The organism is Rhodoplanes azumiensis, from assembly GCF_042682915.1.
GTDB classification, from domain to species: domain Bacteria; phylum Pseudomonadota; class Alphaproteobacteria; order Rhizobiales; family Xanthobacteraceae; genus Rhodoplanes; species Rhodoplanes azumiensis.
This window is the reverse complement of the sequence record NZ_JBHUIW010000002.1, coordinates 222,351-240,325: the sequence shown is the minus strand read 5'-3', so window position 1 is coordinate 240,325 and position 17,975 is coordinate 222,351. Positions and strand designations below refer to the sequence as shown.

19 protein-coding genes and 1 pseudogene are annotated in these 17,975 nt (G+C 71.5%); 6 read left to right on the top strand and 14 right to left on the bottom strand.

The window, feature by feature from the left end; all coding sequences use genetic code 11:
• Positions 1–10: 10 nt before the first annotated feature.
• The 5 genes and pseudogenes from ACFSOX_RS02910 to ACFSOX_RS02890 form a co-directional block, all read right to left on the bottom strand.
• Positions 11–292, bottom strand: coding sequence for a YARHG domain-containing protein (locus tag ACFSOX_RS02910; RefSeq protein WP_378476285.1), 282 nt, complete (start codon positions 290–292; stop codon positions 11–13).
• A 451-nt stretch (positions 293–743) separates the two neighbouring features.
• A complete protein-coding gene (locus ACFSOX_RS02905) occupies positions 744–2,276 on the bottom strand; it encodes an acyl-CoA carboxylase subunit beta (RefSeq protein ID WP_378476284.1) in 1,533 nt (510 codons plus the stop codon).
• Between the two features lie 245 nt (positions 2,277–2,521).
• A pseudogene (locus ACFSOX_RS02900) lies at positions 2,522–2,785 on the bottom strand (EscU/YscU/HrcU family type III secretion system export apparatus switch protein); the annotation flags it as partial.
• Positions 2,782–4,359, bottom strand: a complete 1,578-nt coding sequence (gene fliK / locus ACFSOX_RS02895; protein WP_378476283.1) for a flagellar hook-length control protein FliK — start codon at positions 4,357–4,359, stop codon at positions 2,782–2,784. The pseudogene ACFSOX_RS02900 and the gene fliK, both read right to left, overlap by 4 nt.
• 106 nt (positions 4,360–4,465) lie before the next feature.
• Positions 4,466–5,242 carry an ATP12 family chaperone protein gene (locus tag ACFSOX_RS02890; RefSeq protein ID WP_378476282.1) on the bottom strand — a complete coding sequence of 259 codons (777 nt, stop codon included), beginning with the start codon at positions 5,240–5,242 and terminating at the stop codon, positions 4,466–4,468.
• Positions 5,243–5,544: 302 nt separating this feature from the next.
• Between ACFSOX_RS02890 and ACFSOX_RS02885 the strand changes: the two genes are divergently transcribed.
• The 3 genes from ACFSOX_RS02885 to ACFSOX_RS02875 all read left to right on the top strand — a co-directional run bounded on the left by ACFSOX_RS02885 (position 5,545) and on the right by ACFSOX_RS02875 (position 7,510).
• The gene (locus tag ACFSOX_RS02885; RefSeq protein WP_378476281.1) at positions 5,545–5,883 is read left to right on the top strand and encodes a hypothetical protein; all 339 of its coding nucleotides are present in this window, start codon (positions 5,545–5,547) and stop codon (positions 5,881–5,883) included.
• A gap of 145 nt (positions 5,884–6,028) precedes the next feature.
• A complete protein-coding gene (locus ACFSOX_RS02880) occupies positions 6,029–6,481 on the top strand; it encodes a DUF3828 domain-containing protein (RefSeq protein WP_378476280.1) in 453 nt (150 codons plus the stop codon).
• Between the two features lie 342 nt (positions 6,482–6,823).
• On the top strand, positions 6,824–7,510 hold the full coding sequence (locus tag ACFSOX_RS02875) for a phosphorylase (protein ID WP_378476279.1): 687 nt from the start codon (positions 6,824–6,826) through the stop codon (positions 7,508–7,510).
• Positions 7,511–7,603: 93 nt separating this feature from the next.
• Here the strand turns inward: ACFSOX_RS02875 and ACFSOX_RS02870 are convergent, their stop codons facing one another.
• Together ACFSOX_RS02870 and ACFSOX_RS02865 are read right to left on the bottom strand one after the other, a co-directional pair.
• Complete coding sequence (locus ACFSOX_RS02870) at positions 7,604–8,134, bottom strand: gamma carbonic anhydrase family protein (RefSeq protein WP_378476278.1); 531 nt, start codon at positions 8,132–8,134, stop codon at positions 7,604–7,606.
• A gap of 107 nt (positions 8,135–8,241) precedes the next feature.
• Positions 8,242–8,586: a DUF6949 family protein gene (locus ACFSOX_RS02865; RefSeq protein WP_378476277.1), complete on the bottom strand. Its 345-nt coding sequence runs from the start codon at positions 8,584–8,586 to the stop codon at positions 8,242–8,244.
• A 254-nt stretch (positions 8,587–8,840) separates the two neighbouring features.
• Here ACFSOX_RS02865 and ACFSOX_RS02860 point away from each other — a divergent pair, with 254 nt between their 5' ends.
• Positions 8,841–9,635 (top strand): hypothetical protein, encoded by a 795-nt coding sequence (locus ACFSOX_RS02860; RefSeq protein WP_378476276.1) that lies wholly within the window; start codon positions 8,841–8,843, stop codon positions 9,633–9,635.
• 91 nt (positions 9,636–9,726) lie between these two features.
• Here the strand turns inward: ACFSOX_RS02860 and ACFSOX_RS02855 are convergent, their stop codons facing one another.
• The 4 genes from ACFSOX_RS02855 to ACFSOX_RS02840 form a co-directional block, all read right to left on the bottom strand.
• Positions 9,727–9,936, bottom strand: coding sequence for a DUF3126 family protein (locus tag ACFSOX_RS02855; protein ID WP_111357593.1), 210 nt, complete (start codon positions 9,934–9,936; stop codon positions 9,727–9,729).
• A gap of 163 nt (positions 9,937–10,099) precedes the next feature.
• A complete protein-coding gene (cysE, locus tag ACFSOX_RS02850) occupies positions 10,100–10,921 on the bottom strand; it encodes a serine O-acetyltransferase (protein WP_378476275.1) in 822 nt (273 codons plus the stop codon).
• Positions 10,922–11,098: 177 nt separating this feature from the next.
• Positions 11,099–11,851 carry an alpha/beta fold hydrolase gene (locus tag ACFSOX_RS02845; protein ID WP_378476274.1) on the bottom strand — a complete coding sequence of 251 codons (753 nt, stop codon included), beginning with the start codon at positions 11,849–11,851 and terminating at the stop codon, positions 11,099–11,101.
• A gap of 29 nt (positions 11,852–11,880) precedes the next feature.
• Positions 11,881–13,077, bottom strand: a complete 1,197-nt coding sequence (locus tag ACFSOX_RS02840; protein ID WP_378476273.1) for a hypothetical protein — start codon at positions 13,075–13,077, stop codon at positions 11,881–11,883.
• A gap of 149 nt (positions 13,078–13,226) precedes the next feature.
• On the opposite strand from ACFSOX_RS02840, the gene ACFSOX_RS02835 reads away from it, so the two are divergent.
• Both ACFSOX_RS02835 and ACFSOX_RS02830 read left to right on the top strand, forming a co-directional pair.
• A complete protein-coding gene (locus tag ACFSOX_RS02835; RefSeq protein ID WP_111357596.1) occupies positions 13,227–13,475 on the top strand; it encodes a zinc-finger domain-containing protein in 249 nt (82 codons plus the stop codon).
• A 12-nt stretch (positions 13,476–13,487) separates the two neighbouring features.
• Positions 13,488–14,723 carry an FAD-dependent monooxygenase gene (locus ACFSOX_RS02830; RefSeq protein WP_378476272.1) on the top strand — a complete coding sequence of 412 codons (1,236 nt, stop codon included), beginning with the start codon at positions 13,488–13,490 and terminating at the stop codon, positions 14,721–14,723.
• Positions 14,724–14,748: 25 nt separating this feature from the next.
• Here ACFSOX_RS02830 and ACFSOX_RS02825 read toward each other — a convergent pair whose 3' ends face one another.
• From ACFSOX_RS02825 to ACFSOX_RS02815, 3 genes are all read right to left on the bottom strand, one after another.
• A complete protein-coding gene (locus ACFSOX_RS02825; RefSeq protein ID WP_378476271.1) occupies positions 14,749–15,972 on the bottom strand; it encodes a M24 family metallopeptidase in 1,224 nt (407 codons plus the stop codon).
• Positions 15,973–16,295: 323 nt separating this feature from the next.
• Positions 16,296–17,054, bottom strand: a complete 759-nt coding sequence (locus tag ACFSOX_RS02820) for an ABC transporter permease (RefSeq protein WP_378476270.1) — start codon at positions 17,052–17,054, stop codon at positions 16,296–16,298.
• Positions 17,051–17,914: an ABC transporter ATP-binding protein gene (locus ACFSOX_RS02815; RefSeq protein ID WP_378476269.1), complete on the bottom strand. Its 864-nt coding sequence runs from the start codon at positions 17,912–17,914 to the stop codon at positions 17,051–17,053. The genes ACFSOX_RS02820 and ACFSOX_RS02815 overlap by 4 nt, the downstream gene beginning before the upstream one ends.
• Positions 17,915–17,975 lie beyond the last annotated feature (61 nt).

The window sequence follows — 17,975 nt, the reverse complement described above, 5'->3', positions numbered from 1 at the left end:
CGACGATGCCTCACCGGCAGCCGTACTGCCGTTCCATCGCCCGGATCTGGTTGACGCGGGCGCGCTCACCGGGCGACAGCGGCACCATCGCCTCGACGTCGTAGACGCACCCTGCATTACCGAAATAGCTGATCGCGCGCGAGGTCTTGAAGCAGTAGCCGCGCGCCTTGAAGATCGAGTTGCGCTCGACCCAGAGCTGCTCGCACATGCCTTGCGCGAGAGCGGTCTCGGCGGTCCCCGCAACGATCGCGAGCGCGACCGCGGCGGACAGCAACGTCGTCGTTCTGGTCATCGGAAGTCCCCGTCTCGGTGGAGCGGGTGCGTCGGACGGACGTCGATCGGGCGGCCGGCGCAGCCCGCGGAAAAAGCCTGTTCAGCATACGCCGATTGGTGGCGAACGGGAGCGGGCGGGTTCGAAACGCCGCGCCTCGGTCACCCCATCGTCGTCCACCGCCTCGTCGTCGCCCCCGTCATCCTGAGAGCTTGTGAATCTTTCCGGTTTTCGGCGTTTTCGGCCCGGCCAAGTCGTTGATTTGACTCAGGTCGAAAAGTGCAAAAATCGAAAGATTCACAGCCTCTGAGGTACTCGCGCAGCGAGCCTCGAAGGATGCGGCCACTGAACCCGCTTGGCCCCCCCGGGCCGTCGCCCTTCGAGGCTCGGGCTCGCGCCCGAGCGCCTCAGGGTGACGGGAGTTGCGATGAGGGTCCGGGCTCGCGCCTGCCGGAGCGCCACCCCCGCCGCCTCACAGCGGCAGGTTGTCGTGCTTCTTCACCGGCATCTCGAGCGTCTTGGTGCGCAGCATCGAGAGCGCGCGGGCGATGCGCCGCCGCGTCGAGTGCGGCATCACCACCTCGTCGATGAAGCCGCGCTCCGCCGCCTTGAACGGCGACATGAAGCTCGACTCGTACTCCGCGGTGCGCTCGGCGATCTTCTGCGGGTCGCCCATGTCGGAGCGGAAGATGATCTCCACCGCGCCCTTGGCGCCCATCACGGCGATCTGGGCGGACGGCCAAGCGTAGTTCACGTCGGCGCCGATGTGCTTCGACGCCATGACCACGTAGGCCCCACCATACGCCTTGCGGGTGATCAACGTGACCAGCGGCACCGTGCACTGGCTGTAGGCGAACAGGAGCTTGGCACCGTTCTTGATCAACCCACCGGACTCCTGCGCCGTGCCGGGCAAGAAGCCGGGCACGTCGACGAAGGTGACGATCGGGATGTCGAAAGCATTGCAGAAGCGCACGAAGCGGGCGCCCTTGCGGCTCGCGTCACTGTCCAGCACGCCGGCCAGCACCATCGGCTGGTTGGCGACGAAGCCGACCGTGCGGCCGGCGATGCGGCCGAAGCCGATGACGATGTTGCGGGCGAAGCTCGGCGACAGCTCGAAGAAGTCGCCCTCGTCCACGACCTTGTGGATCAGTTCCTTGATGTCATACGGCTTGTTCGGGTTGTCGGGGATCAACGTGTCGAGCGAGGGCTCGAGCCGCTCGACGTCGTCGAAGCTCGGCCACTCGGGCACGCCGGCGCCCGAATGGGCCGGCAGGAAGTCGATGAAGCGCCGCATCTGCAGAAGGCACTCGACATCGTTCTCGAAAGCGCCGTCGGCGACCGCGGAGCGGGTCGCGTGGACGCTGGCGCCGCCGAGCTCCTCGGCCGTGACGATCTCGTTGGTGACGGTCTTCACGACCTCCGGGCCGGTGACGAACATGTAGCTCGTGTCCCGCACCATGAAGATGAAGTCGGTCATGGCCGGCGAGTAGACGTCGCCGCCGGCGCACGGCCCCATGATCACCGAGATCTGCGGGATGACGCCCGAGGCCTGGACGTTGCGCTTGAACACGTCGCCGTAACCGCCGAGCGCCGCGACACCTTCCTGGATGCGGGCGCCGCCGGCGTCGAACAGGCCGATGATCGGGGCCCGCGCCTTCAGCGCCATGTCCTGGATCTTGGTCATCTTCTGGGCGTGCGCTTCCGACAGCGAGCCGCCGAAGACGGTGAAGTCCTTGGCGAACACGAAGACGGTGCGGCCGTTGACCGTGCCCCAGCCGGTGACCACCCCGTCGCCCGGAATCTTGGTGCGGTCGGCACCGAACTCGCTCAACCGGTGCTCGACGAACATGTCGTACTCTTCGAACGAGCCGTGATCGAGCAGGAGGCCGATGCGCTCGCGCGCCGTCAGCTTGCCGCGCCGGTGCTGCGCCTCGATGCGCGCCTCGCCGCCGCCCAGCCGCGCCCCGGCGCGCCGCTTCTCCAGCTTCTCCAAAATGCTTTTCATGGATCAAAACCCGCACGCGAAAAGGAGGCCGACCGCCCGCCGCGTCATAGCACGGCAGTGCAGCACGAGGCGAGAGACTGACAATGATATGTCGAGGCGCGCCGGGCAAGACGCAACAATGGGTCGCACCGCCCCCTCGACGAAGGTTCAAGCCCGGGTCACTGCCTTGCGGCCGTCGGCGGCGACGATCGTGGGACCGGGTGCCCCGGCGGGGCCGGCGGAGCGTCCGGGCGGGGCGTCTGCGGCAGCTTGCCGGAAAGGCGCAGAATGAAGGACAGAACCTCGGCGACGGCGCGGTAGAGCTCTTCCGGAATCTCGTCGCCGAGCTCGACGTCGGACAGGGCGGCGGCGAGACCGGCGTTCTCCTCGATCGGCACGCCGTGCTCGCGGGCGAGCGCGACGATCTTCTCGCCGATCGCCCCCTTGCCCTTGGCGACGACGCGCGGGGCGCCCGGCGCCTCGTACTGGAGCGCGATGGCGAGCGGCACGGGGGGGCGCTCGCCGGTCATGAGGCGCGGTCCAGGAATCGCCCGGCCGCCGGTGCCGCGGTGCGGGCCGGACGCGGCGGGGCGCCGGCGCGCACCACCACCTCGGAGGGGTCGAGTTCGGCGGCGCGCAGCCGCTCGGCCAGCACGCCGGCATTGTCGCGCAGCAGCACGGCGCTGTCGCCGCGCTCGGCCCACAGGGTGACGCCGGCGCGCTCGCCCGTCACCATGACCTGAGCGTGGACGAGCCCGACCGGCTCGATCTCCACGGCGAAGCGTGCCCGCCAAGCGGGTGCGACCTTGCCGCCGGCCCCCTGCCCCTTGCCGTCTCGCGAAATCTCGAACTGGGCGACCGTGGTGCCCTGCGGGGTCGCGAACGGAATCTCGAACACCCAGCGAGCGCCGGCCGCATCGGCCGCGCCGCCCGGCGCGGCGCTCCCCAGCAGCGAGGCGGCCTGCAGGAGGGTGTGGCGGGCGAGCGCCGCCTCGGTCTGGGCGAGCAGCGTGCGGACGGCATCCCTCGGCGCGACGTCCTCGGCGAGCGTCGGCGCAGCGACCGGCTGGGCGGCCGGCGCGGCGCCTCCATAGGGCGGCGGCGGCCGCGACGGATGGCCGGTCTCGCCCGGGGCGGCGCCGGGTGCGGCCGGCCCGGCCGCTGTCGTGGGCGCGGCCGGCGCGGCCGGGGGAGCGGTCGCGGCGGCGGTGGCGCCGGCCGGCAGCCCGCCGGCCGTGATCGCCTGGGCGAGCGCCCGATAGAGCGCCTGGGCACCGGCCGCCTCGGGCCGTCCGCCACCGGCTTGCGTGGCGCCGGCGAGCGACGCCTCCACGAAGCCCTGCAGCTTCGACTCGCTGCCCTCCGAGCGCCCCCCCGCGGCGGGTCCGCCCGCCAACGCGGCGAGCGCCGCCCGGAGCGCCACCAGGGCGGCCTTCATGTCGCCCGACGGCGAGGTGCGGGTCGCGGCCGCGCCGGCGGCGAGGCCCGCTTCGAGGAACAGGCCGGAGCGCGCGAGCGCGCCGGCGACGTCGTCGGGCTCGACCGGCGCGTCGGTCGGCAGACGGAACCCCATCAGCTGGGCGGCGGCCAGCCGCAACCCGTCGGGCAGCGCGCCGCGCGCCATCATGGCCGCGAGATTGGCGAACAGCGGCGCCATTCCGTCCTGCTGCAGGGCGGCCGCCCGGACGGCCTGCGCGAGCGCCGCCTGCGGGCTCGCGGCGAGCGCCGCCGGATCGAGCGGCGGACGCGTCGTGGCCGTGGCCTCGGCGGAGCGCGCCGCGTCGGTCGCCTTCGTCGTCGCGCCCGCGGCCGCGCCGACCGTGGCCGCACCGGCCGCGGCGCCGCCGATCTCGTCGGGATGCAGCACCACGAGGCGCAGGCCGTCGGGCGTCGCCCGCACGGCGAGATGGACATGGGCGCCCTGGGGCAGCGGCACCGCGGTCTGCACGTCGATCAACGAGTCGCCGACGGCGAGCTGGACATGGGTCTGGTCGAGCACCCGCATCACCAGGGCGTCGATCACCTGGCCCGGCGTGAAGGTCGGCGCGTTGCCGCCGCCTTGCGTGTTCAGCGCCACCGCGATGGGCGAGACGACGAGGTCCACGGGTCGCGTCCGTCGGTTCGAGGGTTCTCCACCCTGAACGCTAGCAGGCGGGCGTAAACCGGACGTTAACCTCTGGGTTGCCGTCGCGACGGCTCCGCGGCGCGCATCACCCCTCCGGCACCAGCGACAACACGGCGACGGCGGCGTCGAACTCGCTGCGGCGATGGGCGCGGCGGGCGAGCGCCTGCTCGTCGTGCCCCCACAGCTCCATGTTCCAGTCCTCGTCGACATGGGCGGCACTCCACGCCGCTTCCGCCGTGACGGCGCCTTCGGCGAGCGCGAGCGCCAGCAGCGCCGAGCCGGTCAGCGCCGTGACGACGTGCAGGGCACCGAGCCGCCAGGCACCGGCCGGGATCAGCCGCCGCATCGCCTCGACGGCCCATGCGGGCTGGGTGGTGAAGACCACGCCCTCGACCAGGACGAAGCGCGCCCCGTGGCGATCGCGCGCCCAGGCGAGCACCGGATCCCAGGCGCGGCTCTGCCTGTCGACCAGCCGCGCCGGCCCCTCGGCCCGGTAGACCAGGAGATCGGAGCCGAGATAGCGGGCGATCTCGGAGGCGACCGCGTCGGGCGTCGCGACGACCGCGTCGATGATCGCGTTGGCGAGCCGGGTCAGCGGCATCGTCGCGGGATCGATCATCTCGGCCTGGGCGCGCCACTCGGCGGCGCAGCGCTCGGCAATCGCCGCGGTCGGGAAGGCGAGCGTGCGCCGCGCCGGGGTGCGCACCGGCCGGCCGTCGAGCGCGACCGCGACACCCTCCGGCGTCTCGCGCAGCGTCACCTCGGCGTAGAAGCGCCGCTGCAGCGGCCGCATGGTGCGCTTGGCCGCCTCGTTCGGATCGGCCGGGCTCGCGGCGAAGAGGTCGTCGAACAGATCGGACATGAGGCACCCCGCGGCCACGCCTCCGGCGGAGGCGAACGGCGGCCGACCCTGCTTATCTAGGGCGCGCGAGGCAGCGCGGAAAGCGCCGGCGCGGCTGCCGAAACACGCCCGACGCCGGAAACACTTGCGCGGCGATCCGCCACGCCCAGGCCGCGTTCCCGGCCCATTCGGGATCCATGCTGGCGAGGATCGCAGGCGCGGGCACGTCGACCACGGCCGTCGACCACGGCCGTCGCTCGCGCCGTCGCGACCGCCGGGTGGGGGGGCTCCCATCCTCCCCGGCCATCGTCAGGAGACGTGTCATGATCGCAAAATCCCTGCTGGCCGCGGCCGTCGCCGCGCTGCTCGGCCTGTCGCTCGCCGCCGGCCCCGCCGAGGCGCGCGAACCCGGCCGGCTGGTCGGCCCGCGGGGCGCGCCCGGACCCGGGGGGCCGGCGCCGGGCTGGCGGCCAGGCCCCGGCTGGGCGCCCGGCCCATGGGCCGTGCGGCCGTGGGGCTTCGGCGACTATCCGTGGGGCTTCTGGGGCTATCCGGCCTATTGGAACGGCTCCTACCCGACCTTCGGCGAGGTCGACGAGATGCCGTGCCTGCGCAAGGTCTGGCTGAGCAAGACACGGTGGACGTGGCGACGCCTGTGCTGACGACGAGCCGGGACGCGAGCCGCGGCGCCTTGACCTCGCCGACATGCGTCGGTAGCTCGCCGGACGGATCCGGCCGGTCGAGCCGGGCCACCCGAGTCCGCATCACGGCTCGCCCGTGTCGGGCCCAATCCACAGTCGGAAGGTCATGACAGCGTCTCACCCCCTCGCCGCCGCCGCCTTTGCATTCGCCCTCCTCGCCGCCACGCCGGCACCGGCGCAGTTCGCCACGCCCGAGGAGGCCGTGACGCAGCTCTATGCGCTCTACGGCACCGGCAAGACCGACCTGATGGGTCTGCCCAACGAGCCGAAGGTGCTGCGTCGCTTCTTCGTGCCGGCCGTGGTCCAGGGCTATCAGAAGGCCGAGCTGATCGATGCCGACTTCTTCGTCCAGGGGCAGGATTTCGAGCTCTCCGACGTCACCGTCGCGGCCGCCACGGTGACCGGCGACAAGGCGGTGATCGCCGTCGATTTCAAGAACATGGGCCAGCCGCTTCATCTCGACTTCGAGCTCGCCAAAGGCAAGGACGGCTGGCGTATCGCCGACGCCCGCACCCCGACGGGCGACACCCTGCGCAAGATGCTGGCGCGGTCGCGCTGATCCGCACCCGCGGTCGCGGCCGGATCGAAACTCCGGCCGCGCCGCACCTCCGGTTGCCCCAGACGAACCATCGTGTCTGGAAATTTCGGCGGTGTTGCATTTTCTCCGCGGCGCCGCGGCGCCGACGAGTCCGTGTCGGTAACGACCTACCCCGTTGATCCTTCACAGATTTCTTTGCGACCGGGCGCCGCTGCGGCATCGTGCCGGCTTGCGGCGTGACGGAAACGCAACGCGCGGGATCCTGTACAAAGCGGCAGCCGGGCTGCAATTTAGGAACTCGGAGTCGCAAGGGGGACGTCGTGCGCCGGGGACCGCGCGCGTCGTTTTTTTGGGGGTGGGTTCTTGATCGTCGTCGTGGGGCTGGCGTTCGAGGCGAAGATCGTCGCGGACGCGGGGATGCGTGTGATCTGCAGCGGTGACGGCCGCAATCTCGCCGCGTCGTTGACGCAGGCGATCGACGACGAATGCGGCGGGCTGATCAGCTTCGGCGTCGCCGGTGGGCTTCACCCGGATCTCGAGCCGGGCACCTGCGTGGTCGCCGCCGAGATCCTGTCGGGCGCGGCGCGCTTCCCGACCGATCCGACATGGTCCCGCAAGCTCGCCGACACCATTCCGGGCGCCGTTCGGGGCGCCATCGTCGGGGTGCCGAAGCCGGTCGCCCACACGGCGGCCAAGCGCACCCTGCACGAGTCGACCGGGGCGCTCGCCGTCGACATGGAGTCCCACATCGTCGCCGAGATCGGCGCGGCGCACGCCCTGCCGGTGGCGGCGATCCGAGTCATCACCGACCCGGCCGACCGGGCGCTGCCCAAGGCGGCGCTCGCCGCCATGCGGCCGAACGGCACCACCGACATTCTCGCCATGATGCGGCAGGTGATGCGCCAGCCCAAGGAGCTGCCGGCGCTGATGCGCACGGCGCTCGACGCGCGCGCCGCCCGCGCCACGCTGGTGCGCGGCCGTCGCCTGCTCGGCCCCGGCCTCGGGCTCGCCGAGTTCGCCACCTCCGCGACGCCGTCGTTCGGCGGCTGATCGCCCGCGCGAGACCAACCGCCTCTCGCGTCGTGACCGCCGGACCTGATCCGGCGGTCGGTCTGTCTCTTCGCTGGCTTCCCGTCGGCAGCGTCAGCCGATCGGCTTCAGTGCGGCGGCGTAGAGCTTGGCGCGCTGCACGTAGCCGTCCGCCCCGGCCCGGATGCGATCGATGGCGGCGTCGTCGAGGGTGCGCACCACCTTGCCGGGCGCCCCGACGATCAGCGAGCGCGGCGGATAGGTCTTGCCCTCCGGGATCACGGCGCCGGCACCGACGATCGAGCCCTCGCCGATCACGGCGCCGTTCATCACGATCGCGCCCATGCCGATCAGGCTGCACGACGCCACCGTGCAGCCGTGCATGATGACGTTGTGGCCGATCACGCAATCGCTCCCGATGGTGAGCGGAAAGCCCATGTCGGTGTGCAGCGTCGCATTGTCCTGCACCTGCGAGCGAACGCCGATCTCGATCCACTCGTTGTCGCCGCGCAGCACCGCGCCGAACCACACGCTCGCCTCGTCGAGGAGGCGCACGCGGCCGATCAGCACGGCCGTGTCGGCGACCCAGAAGCGGCCGGCGGCCGGCAGCTCGGGGACGAGGTCGTGCAGGGCATAGATGGGCATGCGTGGCGCCTCCGGATCGAGCGTTCGGGTCGAGCGTTCCCGCCCTACCCCTAGCCCGCAGACGGGAGCGCGGGAAGCGCGGCGCGAGGCGCGCCTGCGCCGCGGCCTCAGCCGACCAGGCGCGCGAGCCCGGCGGCGACGACCTGCACGGTCATCACCACGATGGTGCCGGACATCAGGCTCCACAGGCCGGCGACGATGGTGGCGATCATCACGAACTCGAAGCGGCGGCGCTCGATCACCCGGCCCCGCACCGTGTTGCGCATGATGATGAACGGCGCCGCGAACACCAGGAACGGCACCGCCGCGATGCTCGCCGCCGAGGCGCCCTGCTCGAGGAGTCGGAACGAGGCCGGCCGCTGCGCCCACGCCTGGTAGCCGGTGGCGATCAGTCCGGCGAAGGCGAAACCGATGGCGAGGGCCAGGAAGTTCTGGATGGACTCGGGTGACATGACACGGCTCCGCACGCACTGCGACCCGACAGGTATCCCCCATCCGGCCCGCCACCGCCACGCCATCGTTAAAGAAGGGTTAACGCGAGCCGATCGCACCATCCGGCGGCGGGATCGTGCGCTCGCGCGGATGCTCCCCGTCCCATCGGCTTCGACGTCGGCACGGTCGGCCGTCCGACCCTGGCCACAAGTGGTTAAGGACCACGTGGCACACTCCGCCCCGAACTCGGACGGCGTGGTGTGGGCGTGGCGTGATGGTGGACGTGGCGTATGGGGCGCGGGTGCGGCCGGCACGGCGGCGGCACAGCCGCAGGGCCATGGTGGCGATGGCCGGCCTCGTGGTGGTGGGTGGCGTCGCGGTCGCGGCGGGGATGTGGTCCGTCTGGGCCCGCTGGCCGGCGACGCCGGCACCGATCGCGACCGACGCGCCGCATCTCCCGATCGTGGTGGCCGAGGAAACCTTCGCGGTCGCCCCGGGCGCGATCCGGATGGCGGTGCAGCGCCGCCCCGGCCCGCAGGAGCGCCTCGACCTCGTCTATGCCTGGCCGGAGCTGACCCCGCCGCGGCCGCTCGACCCGGTCGCGACCGGGGCGATCGCCGGCGAGCGGGGCGCGAGCGATCGTCATTCGAGCGACCGGCTTCCCGGCGAGCGGCTGCCGGGCGAACGGGCTGCAAGCGACCGCATCTATGTCACGGTGGCGCCGGCCGCCGGCGCGCTCCAGCCGGCCGAGCGGCTGCGTGTCCTGTGGCTGCGCTATGTGCGCGACACGCTGGAACCGGCCCCCGACGGGCTCGCGATCGTCGAGTTCCGCGACGGCACGCCCTATCAGGGCGAGGATCTCGCCTGGGAGGAGAACGCGCCGGAGAGGTTCCTGGCGCGCTGCGAGCGCCCGGCGCCCGGCCGGCCGACCGCGACCTGCCTGACCGAGACGATCGTCGGCGGCGCCGTGGTGACGATGCGATTCCCGCGCGAATGGCTCGCCGACTGGCGCAAGGTCGCCGACGGCTTCAACCGGCTGCTCGTCACCATCCGGCCGAAGGCGGGGTGAGCGGGGCGAAGCCCTTCGCCGGCGCGCTCCGAGAAGGCGAAGGCCGTTCGTCAAGGGGCGCGCGCTGCTGCGCGACCTGAACCCGCCGCCCCTATTCCAGGTCGGTGCTCAGGATCGCCATCTGGAAATTGTAGGAGCGGTCGTCGTCCTCGTCGTCGACGAACAGCACGCCGATGAACTCCTCGCCGATATAGACCTCGGCCGAATCGTCCTTCTTCGGGCGCGGCACGACGCGCAGGCGGGCGTTGCCGAACAGGCGGCGCAGATAGCCTTCGAGCTTGCGGATTTCAACAGCGTCCACGGGGCGGGCTCCTTTTCCGTCGTCGGGATCGGCGGCGGCGCCAGGAGCGGCGCGCCGGTGATGGGTGGGGAGTCCATACGGGGGCCGGCGTGGTCGCGCAAGGCGCCCGGTGGACATCTGCCATCCTTATGACGCGTATGCCGATTTCGCTCCGGCCGCGGTCCTAGAGGCCGAGATCGCGCAGCATCTGGTCCATGGCGTGCGACGGCTCGGCGCAACCGGCGTCGCCGACCACCTTGGCGGGCACGCCGGCGACCGTGGTGTTGTGCGGCACCGAGCGCAGCACGACCGAGCCGGCGGCGATGCGGGCGCAATGGCCGATCTCGATGTTGCCGAGGATCTTCGCCCCCGCCCCGATCATCACGCCGTGGCGGATTTTCGGGTGGCGGTCGCCGGTCTCGTTGCCGGTGCCGCCGAGTGTCACGTGGTGCAGGATCGAGACGTCGTCCTCGATCACGGCGGTCTCGCCGACGACGAGGCCGGTGGCGTGGTCGAGGAAGACGCCACGACCGATCCGCGCCGCCGGATGGATGTCGGTCGCGAACACGGAGGACGACCGGCTCTGCAGATAGAGCGCGAAGTCGCGCCGCCCGCGGCTCCACAGCCAATGCGCCAGCCGGTGCGCCTGGATGGCGTGGAAGCCCTTGTAATAGACCAGCGGCTCGAGGAACCGACTGGTCGCCGGATCGCGGTCGACGACCGCGACGATGTCGGCCCGGAACGCCTCGCCGATGTCCGGGCTGCCGTGCAGGGCGTCCAGAAAGGCGCCGCGGATCAGCTCGCTGCCGAAGTCGGGATGGTCGAGCCGCGCCGCGACGCGGTGCACCACCGCATCCTCCAGCCGATCGTGATGCAGCACGCTCGCATAGGCGAAGGACGCGAGCTCCGGCTCGCGCCGCGCCACCGCCTCGGCCTCGGTGCGGATGCGGTCCCACACCGGATCGACGCGGCCGAGCGTCCTGGTGATGCTCCGATCCTGCAACATGCCGTTCTCCCGGCGCGGTGTCTCCGGTGGCGATCATATCAGACCGCGACGTGGTTCGGGGTCATTCCGGGGCGCAGCGGAGCTGCGAACCCGGAATCCAGCCCGGAGATCCACGATTGCCGCTGGATTCCGGGTTCACGGACCTCACGGTCCGCGCCCCGGAACGACGCCATTCGCTCACGGCCGCTCGGTCAGGAACGCCAGCACGGCCGCCTTGTAGGCACGGTCGCCGACCGCCAGCATGTGGTCGCGGTCCGGGATGTCGACCAGTTGGGCGCCCGGAATCAGGTCGGCGAGCGGGCGGCCGGGTCCGGAGACGTCGTCCTTGGTTCCGATGGCGATCAGCACGGGCGGCTCCAGCCGGCCGATCGCGGTGGTCGTGAGCGTCTGGCGAGAGCCGCGGATGCAGGCCGCGAGCGCCCGCAGATCGGACTTGGTGCGGTCCGCGAAGGCCCGGAAGGTGCGGCCCTGGGGATCGGTGACGTCGGCGAGCGAGGGCGCCTCCATGGCCTCGGCGACCGCGTCCGGCAGGCCGGCGCCGTCGACCAGATGCCAGCCGAGACCGCCGAGCGTCGCCGAGCGCACCCGCTCCGGATGGGCGAGCGCCAGGAACGCCGTCACCCGTGCCCCCATCGAGTAGCCCATCACGTCGGCCTTGCCGATGCCGAGATGGTCGAGCAGCGCCCGCACGTCGTCGGCCATGGCGCCGGCGTGATAGGCGGCCGGCTCGTAGAGCTTGGTCGAGGCGCCGTGGCCGCGCATGTCGAGCGCGATCACGCGGCGACCGGCATGCGTGAGGGTTTGGACCCAGCGCGGGTGGACCCAGTTGGCCTCCTTGCTGGAGGCGAAGCCGTGGACGAGCACGATGGGCTCGCCCTCGCCCTTGTCCAGATAGGCGAGTTCGACAGGACCGTTCTTGAAGGACAGCATTCTCGTGAGGGAGGTTGGAAGGAGCTTGATCAGGCCGGCTGCGTCGCCGTCTGCGGGGTGAGCGGAGGCGTCGCCACGGCGGCGCGGGCGGCCATCCGGGCGGCCATGCGGGCGGCCTTGCGGGCGCGACGCCGCTTGGAGAAGGCGAGCGCGCGGCGGGTGGCGCGCTCGGTCAGGCTCTTGACCAGAACGAGCGCCCAGATCAGCGACATCAGCGCGCTGAACGACCAGTTGAACAGCGTCATGGCGCCGGTGGTCAGCACCAGCGTGGCGCGGCCGCCGAGTTTCAGGATCGCGCGCGTCTTGCCGCCGTTCGTCTCGGCGATCCTGGCGAGGCGCGCCACGTCCTTCGGACCTTCGGCGAGCTTCAGCCCGTCGAGCGCCGCACGCGTCCCGGCCTTGGCCTGCACCTTGCCGGCGTCGCGGACGAGATCGACCAGCGGCTCGGCCTTGTCGAGCTTGACGGCGGCCTTCAGGCCGCGCGCCGCGACGGTCGGCTGCAGGAGCGCGCTCGCCGAGACGGCGCGCCGGGCCTGGGCGAGATCGACCACGCCGTGCAAGGAGCGGGCCGTGAAGGCGGCGAGCCCCGCCCCCATCTTGCCGGTCTTCCAAGCGGCCTTGACGACCGAGACGCCGGCGCGGGCCGGCGCCGCGACGCCGAGCGACACATAGGTGCCGGCCGTAACGGCGAGGCCGACGCAGGCGAGGCCGAGCACCAGCTCGTCGGCCTCGGCGCCGGTCGCCAGCCGGCCGCCCTCGCGGACCGCGTCGCGGACGTCACCGAAGACGAACAGGTCGCCCAGGAGCGTGCCGGCGAGGCCGGCGCCGTCCTCCGGCTCGCCGGTGACGAGCCCCATCCCGAAGCTCTTCGCCGTGCGCGCCGCCTGCGCAGCCGCCGTGCCCGCCTCGGCGACCCGCGCCAGCAGGCCCGGATCGAGCGCGATCGCGCGCGACCGGGCGAGCTCGACGAAGCTCCGGGCCAAGTCGGCGTCGCCGGCGGCGAGCGCCGCCTCGATCTCGCGCCGGGCGACCGCGGGGGTCAGCGCCTTGTCGACCGCCCGGTCGGCGAGCCGCACCGGGTCGTTCTGGTCGAGCAGCAGGCCGGCCGAGTCGAGCGCCGTCGGAGCGGCCAGCCACAGGCCGCCCGCCACGGTCGCCACCACCAGGAATGGCAGGGCGAGCTCGCTGCGCAGCCTTGCCCGTCGCTCGGATCGTTCTGTCGGCACTAGGAAATCCTATCCGGTCTCGCTATGGTCCGCACGCGCGTTTGTCGTCCTGCCGACCCGGTTCCGTTCACGTCCGGGCGACAGTCTCGCATCCCGACCGATCGCGTGCACCCGGATCGCTGACAAGACGTTGCCGCAAAGGTGGAATCATGGCGGACAAGATCGTACCCCACTTCCATAACGATCCCGGCGTTCAGACGATCGCCATCGGGGCCAAGCGCTTCATGTGCATCGGCGCCAGGCCGCCCTTCGATCACCCGCACGTCTTCCTCGATATGGGGGACGACAGCGAGATCGTCTGCCCCTACTGCTCCACCCTCTACAAGCACGACGCCACCCTGCACGGCTTCGAGGCGCGCCCGCCCGAATGCGCGCTGGAGGAGAGCCGCGCCGCCTAGGCCGTTCCCCCGGTGGTCGACTCGCGGACGATCCTGATCGCCGGCGCCGGCATCGGTGGGCTGACGGCGGCGATCGCCCTCGCCGACCGCGGGTTCCGGGTCGTGGTGCTGGAGCAGGCCCCCCGGCTGGAGCCGACCGGTGCCGGCCTGCAGCTCTCCCCCAATGCCACTCGGGTGCTGATCGGGATCGGCGCCGCGCCGCGGCTGAGCGCCGTGGCGGTGACGCCCGACGAGGTGCGGGTGCGCAACGCCCAGGGCGACGACCTCGCCCGCATCCCGATCGGCACCGCGCCGCAGCGCTACGGCGCGCCCTACTGGGTCGCGCATCGCGGCGACCTCCACACGGTTCTGCTCGACCTGTGCGCGACCCGGCCGGACATCAAGCTGGTGCTCGGCGCCCGGGTCGACGAGTACGCCGTCCATGCCAACGGCGTGACGGTGGCGACCGCCGGACCGACCGTGGTGGGCGAGTTTCCCGGTCTCGTGCTGATCGGCGCCGACGGCGTGTGGTCGCGGGTGCGGGCGCGGCTGTTCGACGACGGTCCCGCGCACCCGGCCGGACGCACCGCGTGGCGCACCCTGCTGCCGGCCGATGCGGTGGCGCCGGAGCACCGCGCGCCGACCGTCAATCTGTGGCTCGGCCGGGGCGCCCATCTGGTCCACTATCCCGTCCGGGCCGGCGCCATGATCAACCTCGTGGCGATCGCCGAGGACGAGGAGATCGTCACCGGCTGGAGCGCCCCGGGCTTGCCCGAGGAGGTGCTGGAGCACTTTCCGGCCCATCACTGGTCGGCAACGGCGCGCGATCTGCTGGCGCGGCCGGAGCAGTGGCTGCGCTGGTCGCTGCACGGGCGACCGGCGTCGCGACACTGGGGCCGCGGGCCGGTGACGCTGCTCGGCGACGCCGTCCACCCCACCCTGCCGTTCCTGGCCCAGGGCGCCGCCATGGCGATCGAGGACGCCGCGGTTCTCGCGGATGCGCTGGCGCGCCGACCGGACGCGCCACAGGCGGCGCTGCGCGACTACGAGGGCCGCCGCCGCGCCCGCACCGCCGGCATCGTGCGGGCGGCGCGCCGCAACGACCTGGTCTACCATCTGGGGCAGCCGGCCGCGGCGCTGCGCGACCTTGCGATGCGGATCATCGGCGGCGAGACGGTGCTGTCCCGGCACGGCTGGGTCTACGAATGGCAGCCGCCGGCCTCGTTCGCGATGCCCGCCCCGCCCGGGCAGGCGGGCGGGACCGCGTGATGCGGCTGTCGTGCCGGGGCGCGCCCTACCCCAACATCAGCCTTTCGTCATAGGGCGCGCGCGACAGGACGTGCGGGGCGCCCTCGGTGATCAGCACCATGTCCTCGAGCCGCACGCCGCCGCCGCCGCGCACGCCCGGCACCCAGATCAACGGCTCGACGGCGAACACCATGCCGGGCTCGAACTCGTAGGTCGGCGCGCCGGGCAGCGTCTCGCCGATATAGGGCGGCTCGTTCGCCCCGATGCCGACGCCGTGGGCGATGAACAGCGACAGGAACCTTCCGTCGAGCCCGTGCTTGCCGGCCGCCCGCACGATCGCGTCGGTGCAGTCCCGGTTGGTGCGGCCGGGCCGCATCTCGGCGATGCCGGCCATCAGCCCCTCGTAGACGGCCGTGAAGATCCGCTTCTGCTGATCGGACGGCTTGCCGCAGATCACGGCGCGGGCGACGTCGCCGAAATAACCGCCGAAGGCTGCGCCGATATCGATGAACACGATGTCGCCGGAGCGGATCAGCTTGTCGCCGCAGATGCGGTTGGGCGGCGCCATGTGCTCGCCCGAGGCGACGAACGGCGTCATCACGTGCGAGTACTCGCCGCCGAGCCGGAACAGCGTGCGCATCGCCTCGCCGGCGACCTCGCATTCGCGCACCCCGTCGGCGATCGCGGCCGTGGCCGAGGCCGTCACGGCGTCGGCGATGGCGGTCGCCTCCTCCAGGAGAACGATCTCCTCGGGCAGCTTGTGGCGGCGCGCCATCAGCATCGGCGTGTCGCCGTCCTCGATGGCGAGCTTGGGGAAGTGCCGGTGCAGCGCCTTCACGAAGACGGTGTTGGCCTCGTCGAGGCCGAGCTTCGCGTCGGCGAGGCCGTGCTTGCGCAGCACCGGCCCGAGGATGTCCTTGACCATGCCGTCGACGAGGGCGACCTCCTCGATGATCGGGATGGTGTGGGCCTCCTCGATCCACGGCATCGTGAGATCGACGCGGTCGCGCTCGCCGCCCGAGCAGAACAGGATCGGGGCGCGGCCCTCGATCAGCAGCGCACCGTTGAGGGCCGTCGTCTTGCCGGTGATCAGCTGCGGCCGCAGATCGGTGAGATAACGCTGGTTCTCGTCCTTCCAGACGAGCAGCGCGTCGAGACCCGCCTTGCGGCGCTGGTCCTGCGCCTTGGCGATGCGCTTCTGCCGCAGCGCAGCGACGTCGAGGCGTCGCTCGTAGCCGACATTGAAGGGGCCGCGCGCATACCGGTCCATGCGGACTGTCTCCTCGGATTTTCTGATCTGTCGCGGTCGGGTCGAGCCGCCCGGGAGAGGATCCCGGGTCCGCGATCATCGGGGCGAGGAGACTACACGAGGCCGGCGCGCGCACAGAACCCGCGGCCGTGCAGAGCAGCCGCGGCGGAAACGGAGGGCGACCAATTGTCTCCCGGACCGTGCATGCAAAGTGTGCGGTGCGGAAGACGGCGGTCGTTCCGAGGCGCGGGCGACGCCCGCAAACCCGGACTCCGACGCCAGGCTCGGAATTTTCGGCGGGATTCCGGGCTCGCGCCTTCGGCGCGCCCCGGACCGACGTCGCCCTACTTTCCCGACCAGTGCACGAAGCGGCGCTCGATCGTGAGGAACAGGAGGTTCAGCCCGTAGCCGAGCGCGCCGGCGGCGGCGATCGCGGCGTACATGCGCGGCATGTCGAACAGCTGCTGAGCCTCGAAGACGCTGTGGCCGAGGCCGTCCTGCGAGCCGATGAACATCTCGGCCACCACGATGATGACGAGCGCCAACGACACGCCGTTGCGCAGCCCCACGAAGGTCTGCGGCAGGGATTCCCACAGCATCACGTCGAACAGCACCCGCAGCCGCGACGCGCCCATCACCTTGGCGGCGAGCAGCCGCGTCTTTCGCGCGTTCATGACGCCGTAGGCGACGTTGAACAGGATCACCAGGATGGCGCCGAACGCCGCGACCGAGATCTTGGTCTCGTCGCCGACGCCGAACAGCACGAGGAACAACGGGAACATGGCCGAGGCCGGGGTCGAGCGGAAGAAGTCGATGACGAACTCGAGCGAACGATAAAGGCGTTCCGACGAGCCCAGCATGATGCCGAGCGGAATGGCGATCACGGCCGCGATGGCGGTCGCCATGGTGGTGCGATAGACGGTCTTGACGAAGTCGAAGCCGAGCGCGCCGCCGTCCATGCCCTTCCAGAACGCCTTGAAGGTCTCGGCCGGCGACGGCAGCAGCACCGGATCGACCCAGCCGCGCGACGTGACGAGCGACCAGATCGCCAACAGGCCGACGACGCCGACCAGCGGCAGGAACGCATCGAGCCTGCGGATCATCCTCGCCTCACCTCGCGCTGGAACACCTCGAGGCAGTGCGCCTTGAGCCGGACGAACTCCGGGTCCGACAACGTCTCGTCGCCGCGCGGCCGCGCCACGGACACGGGCACGAAGTCCGCGACGCGGGCCGGATGGCGCGACAGCAGCAGCACCCGGTCGGCCAGATAAACGGCCTCCTCGAGATCGTGCGACACCAGCACCATGGTTGTGCCGCTCTCGATGAACAGCTTCTGGAGCTGCTCGCGCATGAACAGCGTCATCTCGTAGTCGAGCGCCGAGAACGGCTCGTCGAGAAACAGGATCTCGGGCTCGACGACGAGCGCCCGCATGATAGAGACGAGCTGCTGCTGGCCGCCCGACATGTGATAGGGATGGAGGTTGAGGTCGATCTTGACGCCGAGCCGCTCGACCAGCGCCTCGGTGCGCGCCTTGCGCTCGGCCGCCGGCACCTTCATCAATTTCAGCGGATAGGCGATGTTGTCGAAGGCGCGCATCCAGGGAAACAGCGCCTCGCGGTAGTTCTGGAACACGTAGCCGAACTTGATCTCGGAGAGCAGCATCCCGTCGAACAGGATGCGGCCGGCATCGACCGGGATCAGCCCGGCGATCATGTTGATCAGCGTGCTCTTGCCGCAGCCGTTCGGCCCGAACACGGAGATCAGCTCGCCGCGCGGGATGTCGAGGTCGAAATCGTCGTAGATGACCGTGCGGCCGAAGCGCTTGCTCAAGCCCCGGATGGTGACGTGCGGCCGCTTGCCGGCGCCGCCGACCGGCGGGGTCGAGGGGAACTCTTCGCCGTGGTGATCGGGCGAAGCGTATCCCGTCGGCGAGGAGCGAACGGCGTCCGGCGTGGCGTCCATGAGCGGCGACCTGTCGGCGTTACGTCGGTTTCGACTCGGCTCGGTTCATCCCCGTCATCCT